This window comes from Paenibacillus macerans (assembly GCF_900454495.1).
GTDB classification, from domain to species: Bacteria; Bacillota; Bacilli; order Paenibacillales; family Paenibacillaceae; genus Fontibacillus; species Fontibacillus macerans.
Genome location: NZ_UGSI01000001.1, coordinates 1,301,818 through 1,317,460, shown reverse-complemented (window position 1 = coordinate 1,317,460; position 15,643 = coordinate 1,301,818). Strand labels below are relative to the sequence as shown.

At 47.3% G+C, this 15,643-nt stretch carries 14 protein-coding genes; 3 read left to right on the top strand and 11 right to left on the bottom strand.

What is annotated here, in order from left to right; genetic code table 11:
• Positions 1-308: 308 nt before the first annotated feature.
• On the bottom strand, positions 309-773 hold the full coding sequence (locus DYE26_RS05990) for a hypothetical protein (RefSeq protein ID WP_036622929.1): 465 nt from the start codon (positions 771-773) through the stop codon (positions 309-311).
• A gap of 23 nt (positions 774-796) precedes the next feature.
• Positions 797-1,276, bottom strand: coding sequence for a GyrI-like domain-containing protein (locus DYE26_RS05985; protein WP_036622928.1), 480 nt, complete (start codon positions 1,274-1,276; stop codon positions 797-799).
• Positions 1,277-1,386: 110 nt separating this feature from the next.
• Between DYE26_RS05985 and DYE26_RS05980 the strand changes: the two genes are divergently transcribed.
• Positions 1,387-2,349: a helix-turn-helix transcriptional regulator gene (locus tag DYE26_RS05980; protein ID WP_036622927.1), complete on the top strand. Its 963-nt coding sequence runs from the start codon at positions 1,387-1,389 to the stop codon at positions 2,347-2,349.
• Positions 2,350-2,475: 126 nt separating this feature from the next.
• On the opposite strand, the gene DYE26_RS05975 is transcribed toward DYE26_RS05980, so the two are convergent.
• From DYE26_RS05975 to DYE26_RS05960, 4 genes are all read right to left on the bottom strand, one after another.
• Positions 2,476-3,072: a TetR/AcrR family transcriptional regulator gene (locus DYE26_RS05975; RefSeq protein ID WP_036622926.1), complete on the bottom strand. Its 597-nt coding sequence runs from the start codon at positions 3,070-3,072 to the stop codon at positions 2,476-2,478.
• Between the two features lie 200 nt (positions 3,073-3,272).
• A complete protein-coding gene (locus tag DYE26_RS05970; protein ID WP_218032600.1) occupies positions 3,273-4,031 on the bottom strand; it encodes a 3-oxoacyl-ACP reductase family protein in 759 nt (252 codons plus the stop codon).
• Between the two features lie 240 nt (positions 4,032-4,271).
• Positions 4,272-6,893: a phosphoenolpyruvate synthase gene (gene ppsA / locus DYE26_RS05965; protein WP_036622924.1), complete on the bottom strand. Its 2,622-nt coding sequence runs from the start codon at positions 6,891-6,893 to the stop codon at positions 4,272-4,274.
• A 217-nt stretch (positions 6,894-7,110) separates the two neighbouring features.
• Complete coding sequence (locus DYE26_RS05960; RefSeq protein WP_036622923.1) at positions 7,111-7,569, bottom strand: nitroreductase family protein; 459 nt, start codon at positions 7,567-7,569, stop codon at positions 7,111-7,113.
• Positions 7,570-7,686: 117 nt separating this feature from the next.
• On the opposite strand from DYE26_RS05960, the gene DYE26_RS05955 reads away from it, so the two are divergent.
• On the top strand, positions 7,687-8,046 hold the full coding sequence (locus tag DYE26_RS05955; protein ID WP_036622922.1) for a MerR family transcriptional regulator: 360 nt from the start codon (positions 7,687-7,689) through the stop codon (positions 8,044-8,046).
• Positions 8,047-8,141: 95 nt separating this feature from the next.
• Here DYE26_RS05955 and DYE26_RS05950 read toward each other — a convergent pair whose 3' ends face one another.
• A complete protein-coding gene (locus DYE26_RS05950; protein ID WP_036622921.1) occupies positions 8,142-8,870 on the bottom strand; it encodes a CAP domain-containing protein in 729 nt (242 codons plus the stop codon).
• A 201-nt stretch (positions 8,871-9,071) separates the two neighbouring features.
• On the bottom strand, positions 9,072-9,920 hold the full coding sequence (locus DYE26_RS05945) for an AraC family transcriptional regulator (RefSeq protein WP_036622920.1): 849 nt from the start codon (positions 9,918-9,920) through the stop codon (positions 9,072-9,074).
• A 136-nt stretch (positions 9,921-10,056) separates the two neighbouring features.
• Between DYE26_RS05945 and DYE26_RS05940 the strand changes: the two genes are divergently transcribed.
• Entirely contained in the window at positions 10,057-11,154 is a 1,098-nt protein-coding gene (locus DYE26_RS05940) for a glycoside hydrolase family 88/105 protein (protein ID WP_036622919.1), read from the top strand.
• 1 nt (position 11,155) lies between these two features.
• On the opposite strand, the gene DYE26_RS05935 is transcribed toward DYE26_RS05940, so the two are convergent.
• The 3 genes from DYE26_RS05935 to DYE26_RS05925 all read right to left on the bottom strand — a co-directional run bounded on the left by DYE26_RS05935 (position 11,156) and on the right by DYE26_RS05925 (position 14,715).
• On the bottom strand, positions 11,156-11,947 hold the full coding sequence (locus tag DYE26_RS05935) for an SDR family NAD(P)-dependent oxidoreductase (RefSeq protein ID WP_036622918.1): 792 nt from the start codon (positions 11,945-11,947) through the stop codon (positions 11,156-11,158).
• Between the two features lie 158 nt (positions 11,948-12,105).
• Complete coding sequence (locus tag DYE26_RS05930; protein WP_036622917.1) at positions 12,106-13,110, bottom strand: AraC family transcriptional regulator; 1,005 nt, start codon at positions 13,108-13,110, stop codon at positions 12,106-12,108.
• A gap of 363 nt (positions 13,111-13,473) precedes the next feature.
• On the bottom strand, positions 13,474-14,715 hold the full coding sequence (locus DYE26_RS05925) for an MFS transporter (protein ID WP_306436793.1): 1,242 nt from the start codon (positions 14,713-14,715) through the stop codon (positions 13,474-13,476).
• Positions 14,716-15,643 lie beyond the last annotated feature (928 nt).

Here is a 15,643-nt window from a genome sequence, read left to right as displayed (position 1 = left end):
CATCTTTGCTCCTTTTCACCAACCGGAGCTTTCTGGGTGTTCTTACTTTTCCGATTCCAGCATAAGCTCATATATTTTGCGCGTTGTATTTACGTTCCTTACCGTTGTTTGTCGATAAATATCTGATGTTCTGTATTTTGATTATAAGCAACTTCACTGACAGTTACTGTCAATGAAGTTTGGTTCCAATACCCTGTATATCTTCTTAGGATGGAAATTCAGCAGAATAACTTTGGCCCATTTGCTAATGAACAGAAAACCACCAATCATTCATAAGTTTCTTATGAATATTGGCGGTTTTGTTTACTTTAATATTCTCCTTTAATTACAAAAAACGAGCCCCGAATGGTTCCGGCCAGTTTAGACTTCTGCCGGGCAAACTTAAACTTCCCTTCCAACTCCCGGGGTACCTCCATCCCCTCGGAAAGCTTGAAACCAACGGCCCGCTTCTTAGGGTCATCAACTGTATACAAAACGTTGACCGCAAGACCATCCTCATAAAAAACGAAGGCCCATTTGATATTTTCCACTTGAAAACGCGATGTCTCTAAAGGCTTGGCCGCAAACTCAATGTCACGTTCTTCTTTCAAAATCCGGTTCACATAAGCAAGGGTCTCTTGGCTTTCGGCTGCGGGTACAACCGTAAATTCATGCTTATATTTGTTCATGAAGTAACGGGCTTCATTTGCACGTAAACCGGCAAGCGCTTCTGCTACGGGTGAAGACTCTAAGCCAACCGTAGACACATTTTTAAAATCAACGATATAGGACATGCTCATACCCCCTTATGATCTCTTTATTTCCTAACCACAGGAATCCACATTTCGCCAAATACTAAACCGTTTCGCTGCCCCATCACGACCGATGTATTTGGCCCGCCAACATAGGCAAAATCCTTGGCTTCCGGCAAGGCTTGGCCAAAGGCAATGCCGGCAAGCGTATTATTTAGCTCTTCAGCCGACTTTCCTTCCCCTTTAACAACCAGGTATTCCCCCTTAGGAAATTGAATAACCCTGGTTGCTTCCGGTAGCGAGGCCTCGCTCATTACACCAGCATAATGCATCATCTTGTTATTCACCGCTTCGTTCACGGCAAAAATGTAGTCATTTGCGGCTACGGCCTTTAAAGTGTCAAGTCTTCCATCTTGTTTCACTGCCTGCCAAAAGTCTGCCTTCTCTTTGTTTATGCCGGCATAGTCCGTGTAATCGCTCTTAAGCTCGATTCCAATGCCCAAAACGGTGAAGCTGTCTTTTTCCTCAAGGGTATAATTTGCCATATTCAAAACCTTCCTCTTTTTTAAATTTATCAAATGATTTGTCTTTTCACTTGATGGGTTTATAATAACCATAAATCATGTCAAAAAATGATACCGTTTAGGGGGTCCCGATGAAAAAGGTTGAACGGATTAATACCATCATGCGGTATATCAACAATCGCGCCCATTTTACCATTTCTGAAATCATGCGAGAATTCAATATCTCCCGCTCGACAGCCATTAGAGATATCCGAGAGATTGAAGCCATGGGGATGCCGCTTGTCGCTGAAGCCGGAAGGGACGGGGGTTATTTTGTCATGAACAACTCGGTCCTGCCCACGGTCCGCTTTACCGATAATGAGATTAAAGCTCTGTTTATTGCCTTTATGGCCACGAGAAATCAACAACTTCCTTATCTAAAGAGTCGTCAGTCTTTAGCTGAAAAGTTACTCGGCCTGATCTCGGAAAACCAGCAGGATGACCTGGTTCTTTTAAATGAAATATTGCTGTTTGAAGGGACCAACCCCCATAATCCCGACCTGCTTGATCTGTCGGACCTGCCCCACCCCATGCTGGAAAAACTCATCCAAATCCTGCTTCTGGACAGCTATTTATTGGTGTCCATCGAAGAAGAGAAGGAAATAAAGTCGTATCCGATTTATCTCTTGCACCTTTATCGTGAAAAAAGCTTATGGTTAATTGAAGGCTTTGACTTAGAGGAAGAAAAGAGGCGGATTGTTCCTGTCGACAATCTCACCGATGTAGAACCCTACCCTGCGAAAAAAAGAACAAGTAAGAAAAAGATTTTAGAACAATTAAGCAAGCAGGAAGAAGATATCAACCTTGTCCTTGAACTTGGTCCCAAGGCGATTGCCCAGTTCAAAAAATACCATCCTTTAAAAGTTTCACTTTCCTATACAAATCCTTACCAAACCACAGCTATTCTTAAGGCTTTTATCAATGTTCATCATTCGGAAGAATTAGCCGAAATCATAAATTGGCTACTTTTCTTAGGTGGGGATATCAAGGTCAGGGAGATGCCGGAAGAAGTCTCGGAAGGGTTACAAGAGAGATTAAACTTATACTGCCCCTAGGCAGTGCCGGCCAGACATCAATCAATATCAAATCAAAATGTTAGAGAAGATGCCTGATGACGCCGACAGCTCGTACAACTCCAATTGCAAGTTCTTGTCCGCCGACAATTCCCACTCGGCGCACGATTATTCATATGCTGACAATGCCAACAGAGCGATGTTGATCACTTCTTCGAGATCTTCGCGGCTGGCCCCGTTCACAGCCTGGACCGTCATGCCGTACACGAGGGTTGTGACGTACCGGGCGAGGGCGGCAGGGTTGGCGTGCTCGGGCAAATCCCCATCCTTCTTGGCTTGCTCCAACCGGGTACTTAGCGCTTGTTCGATTTGAACGCGTTGATCGGTCAATAATTGTTTGATCGGATCGGATTCCTCGCTGCCTGTAAGGGCTCCTTTGATTAATAAACAGCCTGGAGAATAATCGGGATTGACCACCGAATCCGCCGTTGCCCGAAGAAGTTTCTCGATGACGGATCGAGCTGTCGGTTCGTTCAGCGCAGTCACGGAAGCTTGAATGGGCGCTTCGCTCATATATAAATCAAACGCTATGTGAAACAGTTTCTCTTTGCTGCCGAAAGTGGCATAAAAGCTTGAACGGTTGATCTTCATGGCTTCGGTCAGGTCCGACAACGAAGTCCCTTCATACCCCTTTTGCCGAAAAACCTTCAGGGCACGCTCAAGCGCTTGTTTAATGTCAAATTCCCGTGGACGTCCGGCTGCCATAACCATCCCACCCTTTTTCGTATGTCAGATAAGTGATATTTTACTACACAGCTCGGAATTTGCAATGATTTCGGAAAATATGAAAAGATCCAAGCTGCCCGGAAAGATCGGCGGCAATCCGATCTCCTGACAGTTTGGATCATTTTGCTTACATCGTCTGTTTCTCGTTTACTCTGCCTTCGTTAAGAAAACGCTTGTGGTTAAACGCTCCCGCCCCCATCGACATTCAGGCTTGCTCCGGTAATATAACTGGATTCAGGCGAAGCGATAAAAGCCACCATACTGGCAATTTCGGATGCCTTTCCGTGTCTCCCTAGCGGAATCGCCTTTACGAATGAAGAATAGGGACCCTCCGCAGGATTCATATCCGTATCGGTCATTCCTGGTTGAATATTATTGACTGTAATGCCATGAGGCGCCAGATCGCGCGCCAGCCCTCGTGTCAATCCGGCTACCGCGGCTTTGGTCGAGATATACAGGCTGTTTCCAGGGAATGGGTTGCTGTCGGCGGCCACACTGCCAATATTGATGACACGACCGCCTTGTGTCATTTGCGGAGCGGCCGCTTGAACAGCAACGAATACCGCTTTCCAATTAACCGCCACCATTTGATCGAATTCTTCAAGGGTATATTGGTCGTATGGCTTCAAACCTGCAATGCCGGCATTATTTACAAGAATATCAATACCGCCAAAGGCTTGGATCGCCTCTTCGACGGCGCCTTTCACTGCCCCGGCATCGGCGCTGTCCGCGCGAATCGCCAAAGCGTGCCCACCTGCGCTTTTAACTTCTTGTACCAGTTCCTCTGCCTTGCTTTGCGCACTGACATAAGTAAAAGCAACCGACGCGCCGTCTTCTGCGAGCCTTTTCACGATGGCTGCGCCAATGCCGCGAGCTCCTCCGGTGACCAATGCTTTTTTGCCGGCTAAGGGTTTATTCATTGTGCTTGACGTATTCAAATGTAAAACTCCTCTCCATTCAATTTTGTACCTTTCGGTTCATAATTAGGTATGACGCTATTATGAACCTTTTGGTTCAAAATTGCAAGAAGTAATTTTTTTGCTCGTTAACGGCTAATATCCATTCATAAAATTGGAGTGCTGCAGCAAGCTCTAGACTGGCTTGAATAGCGAAACAGCGACAGCCTATGGACCGAATCATCAAGTCCTTAACTGTCGCCGCTTCATTGGAACTAACCTTTACAATTTCTCGATATACCCTTCTGTTCCATGCACGCGAATTCGTTGCCCGTCTTTGATCAGTTTGGTCGCATTTTCCACTCCGACAACGGCTGGTAAACCATATTCACGCGCAATAACGGCTCCATGGGTCATCAGTCCGCCAACTTCGGTGACTAGGCCTTTGATGGATACAAACAAGGGCGTCCAGCTAGGGTCGGTGAAGGAGGTGACTAATATATCTCCATCTTCCAGATCGGCATCTTCCATATTTAAGATGACACGTGCTCGTCCCTCGATCACTCCGGAAGAAACAGGCAGACCCGCAATAGCTCCGGCTGGGAGATTTTCTCGTTTGTACTCCCCAGCGATGATTTCACCATCAGACGTGATAACACGTGGTGGAGTTAGTTTTTCGTATAATTTGTACTCGTCTTTTCGTTGGCTGATGATCCGGTAATCCAGTTGATTGGTGCGGGCAGCTTCGTGAAGTTCTTCAAAGGTGAGATAGTAGATATCTTCTTTATTACGAATAACGCCCGCTTGCACGAGTTGTTCGGCTTCTTTGAGCAAAGCCTGCTTATAAACGAAGTAGCGGTTAATATAACTATATTTTGGATATTCCCGATATCCAATGAGATTCCGGACTAGGTCGATCATTCGTTTTGTCTCTTTGGCTTTTTGTTCGCCATCCGGTAATTGCTTCAATCGCTTCAATAACTCTTGTTCTTTTTTCAATGCTTCCTGTCGCCCTTGCTCAAACTTCCGCTTTGCGGCATTAGGCTCAAAGTTTTTGATATTACCCAGAATCATGGGGACAAGTGTAATTGGTTTTTCGCTCCAGCGAGGTCTGGTAATATCGATTTCTCCGGTGCATCGCATGCCGTATTTGCTGAGATAAGCATTGATCGCATCACGTGCTTCCTGCCCGCCCTCAAACTTATGCAATTCATCCATAAAGTGATCATCTTGTACTTGCTGCAAATACGCAATGACTTCCGGGTAAGGACGTATCACATCTGCGACATCCATTAGCGCCAGACCCATTTCCGAAGTGATATTGTTTGGTACAGATTGAGACAGCGTATCTGCTGCGTTTTTTTCCCCCAACCACTCCAGCATTTTTTCATTGATCCATGATGAAGCATTCATAGCAGTCATAATCACACCAAAGCTGCGTGGATCAGACACGCTCTTCCTCTCCCTTAATTCCTGGATATCTTTCAGGATAAAATCAAACAGATCGGCTCCTGATTTCGTTTGGATCTTATGTTTTAACTCCTCGATCGATGATTCACTTTGCTTAATCAACTCAGAAACGATTGCCGGATCGTAATCGTTTAGGGTTTGATAATCCGCAGGCGCCGGACCTTGATTGCTTTTACCGTAACTCTGTTCTTTCTTGTCATCCGGTACCGATTTTATAAAACTCCCCCGCTCTATGACGGTCGTCAATGCATCTTTTATGAGCGGATCGTTTTTTCCCAGGACATTTATTAAAGTTTCCCTGCCGGAAGGTGAAGCCAGCATAAGTGAAACATCAACAAACAACCTTCCGCCGGCTTTACGCATGGGCGCAGGAGTTAGCAACAGGTAAAAAGACAATCCCAATGGTTTCATGGGGTCGGTCATCATTTGTTGGTGACCCACAGATACATAAACGTGATTTTCCTGATCATTCGCCTCAGGGATCGGGTATAAAGTTGTGATCGGCCGGCTCTGGACGATATAAAAAGTGCCATCCGCCAAACACCATTCAATATCTTGCGGCTGGCCGAAATAAGCTTCGATCCGTCTCCCGATGCGTGCCAGCTGTAAAATTTGCTCATCCGTCAGGGTTTGCGTGTTTTGCCGATCAGGATCGATCTGCTTTGTCTCCGTTCCCCCTTCTTTTCGTCCATAGATCGCTAAATTTTTGGCGGCGATCCTTTTATCGATGATTTCCCCATCCCGTACTTTATAACCATCGGCAGATACCAAGCCGGAGACCAGCGCTTCTCCAAGCCCAAAACCGGCATCGATGGACAGCAGCTTTCGGTTTCCGGTCATCGGATCGGCGGTAAATAAAATCCCCGAAGCCTGCGGGAAAACCATCCTTTGCACGATAACGGATAAATAAACCTGACGGTGGTCGAATCCGTTTTGCATTCGGTAGATGACCGCGCGATCGGTAAACAGCGACGCCCAACATTTGCGGATATGCTGCAAGATCGCATCGATGCCGGTAATATTTAAAAAGGAGTCTTGTTGACCGGCAAAAGAGGCATGCGGCAAATCTTCGGCAGTCGCACTGGAACGCACGGCAAAGCCAAGCCCCTGGCCAAACTGGGATAGACAGTGAGCTACTGCTTTCACAACATCGGAAGGAATTTCGGCGTCCAAAATGATTTGCCGAATCTTCCCGCTGATTTCCCCGATTTGATCGCGATCTTCTGCTTTTAGCATGGTTAGTCGATTAAGCAAAGCTTGATACGTTTCGTTTTGTTCGATGGCTTTTTGAAATCCCGCGGTTGTAACACAAAATCCTTCAGGTACTTGTATTCCTTTTAGTTTTGATAACTCCCCTAAATTCAACCCTTTTCCGCCAACGAGCGAAAGCTGCGTTTTTTCGATTTCCTTGAAGCCGAGAACCAACGAACTCATTCCACATCTCTCCTAACCATTAATTTGAGAAAAAACATTTGACAAGAGTTTACCGGCGTGTTACACTTAAAATGTAAGATGAGATATTTGTGACCATATCCATTGACACAGTCGTGGTTTGATTATATCATCGTGTGTTTTTATATGCAATATTAAAGAACCTGGCAAAATTGCCCAGGTTCTTTTTTTGATTCTCGACTAATATTACGACAAATGGCTACTTCCCAAATGTTATCTTATCAGAACCTAATCGAACCGACTCATGCCCCTCTTCCTTGGCTTTTCCGATTGAAATAATCATGACCGGGACATAGCGTTCTTCATCTAAACCAAATGCTTCAGCCGGCATTTTTCCTTGTTCCACAGCCGTATTGTATATTTCTTCAGCATAGAAATAGCTTTGGGTATCGCCAAAAATTAATACCATGGCTGATGAAGTATCATTTTGCAGCGTATTGAAACGCACAAGAGGTCTTAGTTTTTCTTTTCCTTCCGGAGTATCCACCACAACTACACGCCAAGGCTGCATATTTGCGGAGGACGGAGCCAAACTGGCTTCCGCAATCATTTCGCTCATCTCTTCTTTCGATATTTTAACATTTTCATCATACTTGCGGACGGAGCGTCGTCCCTTGACTATATTAGCGAAATCGTTATTTTGAATATTGTTGAACATAGAATCTCTCCTTTTTGATAACAGTGGATTTTTTGACATGGTGTATTTCGTTCGTTATCATATTCGTATTATGAACTATGAACTTAGGTTTATAGCAAGAAATAACGAGGTCATCTGATGAAAATAAATGAAGTTTCCAAACGGACCGGTCTGCCCATATCAACATTGAGGTTCTATGAACGCAAAAAGCTAATTCCGGACGTATTCGTTAAAAGAGATGAAAATAATTACCGGATTTATTCCGAAGAGATTGTTGAGTTTCTGGATGATGTGAAGGCCCTTTTATCCGCGGACTTTTCTATAGAAGAATTAAGTTTGATGGTCAATCAACAACTTAACTTATCCTACGAGGTAAAGAAGAAAATGGTGGAGCAAAAAATCAAAGAAATTGAAGAGATCGAGGAGCAATTGAAAAAGTCGAAAAAATTCTTGAGTGCAGTTTTGGAAGGTAAAGTGAATTTTCGAACAAAATGTTAAGAACAATTAACGTACAGAAAAAAAGGACATTCCGTTTCCCTGAAACGGATGTCCATATTGGTGTGTAATACTAAGCGCATTCCTTATGTTCCGGCTTACCCCGTGAATTCCTGCACCCACTCGCTATTGTAGTAAGCAACACCGATTTTGGTATAGGAGCTGTTTAAAATATTGGCTTTATGCCCCGGACTGTTCATCCAATCGTTCATCACTTGGGTAGGGCTGCTTTGCCCTTTGGCAATATTTTCACCGGCTGAATTGTAGGTAATTCCGAACTCCTTCATCATATCGAACGGGGATCCGTGTGTTGGGGAATTATGATCGAAGTAGTTGTTGTTATACATGTCTTGTGCCTTGACCATCGCCATATTGGACAACTCGGGACTCATGGTAAGAGCGGCTAAACCTGCTTTGCTTCTTTCCTTATTGACCAAATCCAGTACTTGCTGCGCAAATTGGGAGGAATCCTGAGCTTGTCCTGTAGTGCCTGTAGTAGGTGAAGGCGTTGAAGGTGTCGGATTCGTTGGTCTTGATGGAACTTGATTGGTCGGATTGGAAGGTACCGGGTTTGTCGGATTTCCGGCAGGTGGAATGAAGTCCCCTATATTGGAAGGAAATCCATCGGGAGTTTCTTTTATCCTAACCGATCCGTGAGCCTTAGTTGATGTAGCTATTGAAGACGCCTGTGTGGTGACAGGAGTTGGTGCAGCCGTTTGAGCTTTCATTGAAGGGGTCTTTCCCGCCGTGTTGTTTCCCGCCGCATTGTTGCCGGCCGCACACCCCGATACCAGCAATATTGCTGCCAATAAAATATACTTTACCATATTCCAATCTCCTCTGTTCGTTAAAGTAATGAATAACTGCACTTAATTTTTCCGGCGGGGCCCCGATTTATTCTTACACGAACAGACTAACATAATCAGCAAAAATGCCTTGACCGACTCATGGCCAAGGCTATTGGCATACGGGCGGATCGAAGCCGCTATTATGCTTGAATTATCCAATTTTATACAGAAATAAGATTATTAAATTCTCCGCGTCTCCTCTTTCCTTCTATAATGCAACGGCGCATGGCCCGTGACCGCCTTGAACACTCGACCGAAGTGCGTCACGCTTCCGAACCCCACCTTTCTCGCGATCAAGTTGACCTTTTTGGAAGAACTCTCAAGCAGCTTTATGGCTTCTTTGATCCGTACGCTGTTCACATACTCTACGAACGCGAAGCCCGTCGCTTCTTTGAAGGATCGGCTCAAATAATACGGGCTGATATAAAATCTATCCGCTAGCAAATGAAGCGACAATTCCTCCATGTAATGCTCGTTGATATAGCGGACAATCTCCGATATTCGTTCATGCATCGGACTTGGCGATGCCGGCAGCTCCGCATCCTGTTGCCGGAAGTGCCTGCAGCACATGATGAGCAGCTGCACGGCGAGCGTCTGGGCAAACAATTCGAAGCCGCTACTGCGTTCCCGAATCTCCTGAATAATCGCTCTGGAAAGCGTTTCGAGCGGTTGTCTATTGCGCAAGGAGCCGTTCACGATCAGATAATCCCGATCCAGCAAAGGCCAAAGCGCCTCCTTGTGGGCGCCGTCCGGCGAAAATAGCCGCTCGTGCATATTGATAATGAACCGCTCATGCTTCGGCCGCTCCGCATTGGTCGTACGGTGCAGAATATTGGGAGCAATGATGACGACATCGCCTTCGTTAATCGTAATCGTCCGGTCCTGAATAAAAAATTCCCGCTTGCCGGACATCAGATAATAGATTTCGTAAGTGCTGTGAAAATGGCTCACCGGCATATGGTGGCTTAACGCTTTCCGGTGGGATACCTCGAAAGTACCCGTATGATTCTCGAAATATAGATCTCCCAATCCGCTCCGCACTCCCTTCCGTACCTGTTGTTACATTATACCGCAAGAAATGAGAAGAAACAGAGACTTTTTGCAAAAAATGTACATAAACCGATGCTAGAATGGGAGTACAAACAATCGAGGAGGAAGGATACGTATGCAAACCGCTTCATCCCTTATGACCCCGATTCAATGGGCGCTTAAAGCCTGCGAGGCGATCATGGCCAAATTCGAGCCGGAAAAGCTTCCGCCGGACCGGTTCCACTACCATCAAGGCGTTTTTCTGTCCGGTATGGAGAAATGCTGGCGGCAGACCGGAGAACAGAAGCTGTTCGACTATATGAAACGGTGGGTGGACAGCCAGGTTCTCGAGGACGGCAGCATCAAGAAGTTTATGTCCGACGAGCTCGACGACATTCAGCCCGGCGTGCTTCTCTTCCCCCTCTACGAGCAAACGGGAGACGAGCGGTACAAAAAAGCGCTGCACACGCTGGTACCCTTGCTGAAATCTTGGCCGAGAAATCCGTCCGGCGGATTCTGGCACAAGGGACATTATCCGAATCAAATGTGGCTGGACGGCTTGTATATGGCCGGACCGATTGCCGTGCAATTTGCCAAAACATTTGGCGACAGCGAATATTTCGACATGATGGCCTTTCAGGCGCTGCTCATGGAGAGGCATACGAAGGACCCGGCCACCGGCTTGCTGTACCACGGCTGGGACGAAACTAAAAAAGCCGACTGGGCCGATCCCGTCACGGGCCAAGCGCCGGAGTTCTGGGGCCGCGCCATCGGCTGGTATCCCGTCGCCTTGCTGGAAATGTTCGAATACATGCCGGAGGACCATCCGGATAAAGCAAAGCTTGTTACCATTGTACAGGATCTGCTTATCGCGCTGACGAACTATCAGGACCCGGCCACTGGCCTGTGGTACCAGGTTATCGATAAAGGCGACCGCCCGGATAACTGGCCGGAAAATTCCTGCACGGCGCTGTTCGTGCATGCCATGGCCAAGGCCGTCCGGTTCGGTTATCTGGATGCCAAGTACATGGAGTGTGCCTGGAAAGGCTACCAAGGCGTCATCGATACGCTGAAGTTCGACGAGAACGGCAACGTCGTGATCGGCAATATTTGCATCGGCACGGGAATCGGCGACTACGCCCACTATATCGCCCGCCCAACCAGCGAAAACGACCTGCACGGCGCAGGCGCCTTCATCCTTATGTGCGTAGAGATGAATCTGGCGGCAAAATAGGTTAATAAATGGTAGGCACCATGCCCCCGTCCATCCGGATTGGAGAACCCTTAAATGCGGATGCGTAAGGGCTGCATACGAATGCGGCCAGCCTGCCTATTTCAAAAGGCTTGATAAACCGCTGTATTTCGGATTGGGGCAGGTTGGCAGCCATAAATTGCTTCTCTTTTTCCGAGAACGGCATCTCATCGGGAAACAAACTTTCAATGATTTGATACACATTTTCGGAAAGCGTTGGCCCCGGCAAGATCGTATTGGATGTGACTTCCGTTCCTTTCGTTAGTTTGGATAAGCTTTTTGACAGGGATAATAACATAGATTTGGTCATACAATACTGGGGCATTTGCCCTGAAGGCATAATCGCTTCTTCACTGGCAATAAAGATGATTCGTCCATAATTGTTTTTCAACATTTTAGGCATATAAAATTTGGATAATCCATTAGCGGCAAGGACATTCGTTCGGAAGTATTTCTCCCATACTTCATCGTCAACATCCTCGTAGGACATGATTTCATAAATCCCCATGTTGTTAATCAGAATATCGACATGGGGATATTTCTCAAATAAAGCTTCTCTTTGCCGGATATTCACAAGATCGGCTGCGGCATTCTGAGGGGAGGTAGCCGGGAACTCGGACTTCAGTTCTTTTACGGTTCGTTCTACTTCATCGTTATTTCGTCCGTTAATAAGGACATTGGCGCCTTCTCTGGCAAGTTCGATGGCTATAGCTTTCCCGATCCCTTTTGTCGACCCGGTTACTAAAGCGGTTTTGTTTTTTAATCCCATATCCATATCATCTGTCTCCTTTGTCGTCATTTACGGCGAGCTGATTTACAGTTATTCATAGAACACTCTCGTGCTCCGGATAGGGATTATATTACTTTGTCCGGATCGTTCGGTAACTAGTGGACAACGCCAAATTTCTTGTATAACCCGCCAATTATGAAAACCTAGCAAATTGTCGTTAAATATTCGGAACGCCAATTTGCAGGGGTATCGCCTTCCCAAAGGCGAAAGGCGCGGTAAAACGAGTTCTGATCTTCATAACCGATCAAGAAAGCCACTTCTTTAATATCGAGCTTGGGGTCTGCCAAGTATTCCCGTGCCTGTTCATGCCGAGCCTGTGCCAATAACTGCTTGAATGTTGTGCCCTCGTCAGTAAGGCGGCGCTGCAAGGTACGAACACTCATGCCAAGCGCGCTCGCCACCGCCTGAATGTCAAGGCGCCCTCCAGTCAGACTGCGCTTCAAGATCCTCTTGACCATCTCGGGAAATGAACGGCTGAGCTGTTCTTCCAATGAGCGGTCCAATACGGGAGTCAGGAGCTCCAGCAACTCTTTGTTATATGAAACAAAGGGTCGGTCCAGGTCTCTTCGATGCAGCGTTAATCGGTTGTTGGCTCCACCGATCCGGATAGGGCACCCGAAGTAAGCCTCAAGAGCCTTTACATCCCCCATCGTGCTGGAAAATTCCACGGACCGTGCAGTTAAAGGGCGCCCCGTGCCCCGCCGCCCTAGCTCCAGAAGAAAGGCCAGCGTGGTTCCAATCAGCACTGGCGGTCCGGGTTGCTCACCGGGCATCCGTTCCAATTCGATGGTACAGCGCTCGCCTTCTTCGGTGATACGCAAGCTTTCCGGAGGGCACAGTTGTTTGTACCGGGCCATCCGCTCAAGGGCGTCGCGATAGTCGCGAGCATGATAGGTCGCTAAGACGGTCGGCGGGTACTGAGCCGTTTCAAAGACGGTGGCCAGCTTGATGATTCCAATCGCAGTGTCGCCGATGAGATCGGCGTATGCCTGCCAGATTTTGAAATATTGGGCGACAGTGACGGCGACAGGTTCTGCAGCAATGGTGAGCGGCAGCTCCGCTTTGCGTGCGACGTCGTTCGGGGCAATTCCCAATTGTTGTAATCCCGCCCAAAATCCCAGCGGGAATTTTATTTGGTCAGATTTCATTGCGTGCGGATCTCCTTTAGTTGCTTACCTATTCGTTCCGGTTATGATTAAGTATACATAAAAACCGTTGATCTTTTCTTCAGGATCAACGGTTTTTGATATGGTGTTTTCTGGATCACATACCTGTTGCACTCGGGACACATGTGATGACGCCGAAGCTTAAAGGCATAACTCCATTTTGTTGAGCATCAGGGTGCTTATTCAACTCTCCACGTTCATTCTACTTCAACCAATGAACTGAAAGAAAAACAATAACAACTTCATTCTTGGATGTCCCCCACTGCATTTAAGAGATGAAGGCAGTCCCAAAGGTCACAAGCTAGCTGACCTTTTGGAACTGCCTCCTTTAACTTTTATGCTACGTTATCGCTTGCGCAGCATCCGGCCGAACACGCCCAAAATCGGAAGCAGCAATATTGCTGCTGTTAACAAGGAGGCTCGGATAGAGAACCGGTTTCCGATCCAGCCCACGGCCGGCCCTCCCGCGGTTTGGCCAAGCGCGTCCGACTGGCTGACCATCGACAACACCGTGGCCCGGGTATCGCTGCGCAGGTTCATGTTCAGCCATGTCGCATAGATCGGCTCGCTCACGGTAACGACTACACTTACGGCCAGCACGGATGCCAGCGCCCAAACGAAATCCGTCGCCAGAAAAAGCGAGAAGACGCCGGCAACGCGAATGAAAGTCAGTATAAATAAGGCCGCGGTCACGGTCCGCTCGCTGCTCATGTTCAGCTTTTTCTCGGTGAAGCCTACCGCTAGCATTCCCAAAATCGTGGAGGCCGCACTGATCAGGCCAAACCAAACAGCCACCTGCAACGTCCAGTCCGGAAAGCCGATTTCCTGGATCAGATGAATCTCCCATAGCCGGTCATAACCTTCCGAGGCCGCGCCGCTAAACAACGTGACGAACACGATGATCATCAATAGCGGACTGCGTGCGACCACCTTTGCCCCGCTTTGCCAGGTTCGGGTCATCTCTCGAAAATGAGAGACTCTTTCGCTGCGCGGCGGGCGGACAAAGCCCGTTTCCTTCATCTTGCGGATCAGGAGCAGGCCGAGCACAGCGTACATCAGGCCTCCCGCTATATACGGCAGATTCGGCGCCAGCACGGAAAGACCCACGCTCACGCCAATTCCCAGCAAAGATGCTGTCAGAGCCACACGTTTGGCGCGAATAAAAATGGACCCGGCGGCGGATTCCCCCGCCTCATCAACAATCCAGGCGCTGTCCGCCCCGCTGATAAAGGTATGACCGATACCGAACACCACCTGGGCCAGCATCACCCAAACGACGAGCGGGATCGCCAGGCCGAGCCCCTGAAACCAAATGATGCTGCCCTCAAACGTAAACCCCGCGCCCAAAATGAACATCCCGATAAAGACCGACAGTCTGCGGCTGTATGTATCGGCAACGACGCCGGTAATCCCCTCAAAAATCAGCACCGTTAATTCCAATACGGTTCCGATCAGAACAAGCTCAAAGGGATTCAAGCCCAGCTGTGTGACGTAATAGATGCTGTAGGTCGTAAATATAGTGCTGTTTGCCAGCGAAGAAATAAAATTCATCAAATAAAATACTTTTGCCGCTTGAACGTTATGCAAAACGGATTCCGCCTTTCAGGTAGGCGGCGCGTCATTCTAGGTCCAGAAGGTAATATTCGCTACTCCCTATTCGCTAATCACAATCCATACCGCAACATGCGGCCGCTTACCGTTTTTCTTTTTTGATCTTGATTTATTCCGGTTCGTTGGTTGGATTGAAATTGGCTTTTTTGCATATCAAACACCTCCAAAATAATTAAAAGAAACGTCTAAAAGCTAATTATACCAGTATTACACTTCCAGAACACGTTAAAAATTTACAGCTATCATGACCTTTGTTTAATGTGATTTCCTGGCGTTTGGACAACAACTTATATCCTTAAAACAAAAAAGTCGCCAGTCACGATCCGCCGAGGTCGGTGTATCTACCTTTTGTACCCTAGCCGTTTCGAGCTTCGAGCAGTTTCACAAATCAACGCCAGGTGTGGGGCTGTCTAAAGGGTTCGTGTTTTGGTGTTCATGCCAGCAACCCTTTGCACGATTATACCCTTCGTTCAGGGAGCCAGGGACCAGCGGGGCTAAAGCAAGGGTTCCAAAAGAGAGAAGAAAAAACAGAAGAGATGAGGAAAAAATGAGGCGGTTTAGGTGAGATTTTTGGCTTGATTAGGGAACGTATGTTTGGTAAAATTAAATATAGCGAACTCACGTTCGTAAATTCTTGATTTTGGGAGCGAGCGGACATAGAGGTCAATGCGGGAACGGAACTTCAACCATTCAGCAGCCGTTATCACAGCAAACAGGCCTGCATGGAGCGCTGATAGCGCATGTGTGTGGCGATTTCAGGCGATCCCTTACCGCCAGCTGATCGCACGCCAACCGAATCTGTCCCTTGTGGCTGCGGCCTGATCTTGGCGTTTGAACGGCAGGGGTTAGTTTAATGCGAATCAACTTGATTGGTGTGGGTTCTAAATTATCTCGAACCTATCTG

What these genes read in the sequence shown, in the direction of transcription:
- DYE26_RS05955 (WP_036622922.1), top strand. Translation starts at nt 7,687, where the DNA reads ATGAAAATAAATGAAGTTTCCAAACGGACCGGTCTGCCCATATCAACA.
- DYE26_RS05940 (WP_036622919.1), top strand. Translation starts at nt 10,057, where the DNA reads ATGCAAACCGCTTCATCCCTTATGACCCCGATTCAATGGGCGCTTAAA.
- DYE26_RS05975 (WP_036622926.1), bottom strand. Translation starts at nt 3,072, where the DNA reads ATGGCAGCCGGACGTCCACGGGAATTTGACATTAAACAAGCGCTTGAG.
- DYE26_RS05980 (WP_036622927.1), top strand. Translation starts at nt 1,387, where the DNA reads ATGAAAAAGGTTGAACGGATTAATACCATCATGCGGTATATCAACAAT.
- DYE26_RS05990 (WP_036622929.1), bottom strand. Translation starts at nt 773, where the DNA reads ATGTCCTATATCGTTGATTTTAAAAATGTGTCTACGGTTGGCTTAGAG.
- DYE26_RS05930 (WP_036622917.1), bottom strand. Translation starts at nt 13,110, where the DNA reads ATGAAATCTGACCAAATAAAATTCCCGCTGGGATTTTGGGCGGGATTA.
- DYE26_RS05935 (WP_036622918.1), bottom strand. Translation starts at nt 11,947, where the DNA reads ATGGATATGGGATTAAAAAACAAAACCGCTTTAGTAACCGGGTCGACA.
- ppsA (WP_036622924.1), bottom strand. Translation starts at nt 6,893, where the DNA reads ATGAGTTCGTTGGTTCTCGGCTTCAAGGAAATCGAAAAAACGCAGCTT.
- DYE26_RS05950 (WP_036622921.1), bottom strand. Translation starts at nt 8,870, where the DNA reads ATGGTAAAGTATATTTTATTGGCAGCAATATTGCTGGTATCGGGGTGT.
- DYE26_RS05960 (WP_036622923.1), bottom strand. Translation starts at nt 7,569, where the DNA reads ATGTTCAACAATATTCAAAATAACGATTTCGCTAATATAGTCAAGGGA.
- DYE26_RS05985 (WP_036622928.1), bottom strand. Translation starts at nt 1,276, where the DNA reads ATGGCAAATTATACCCTTGAGGAAAAAGACAGCTTCACCGTTTTGGGC.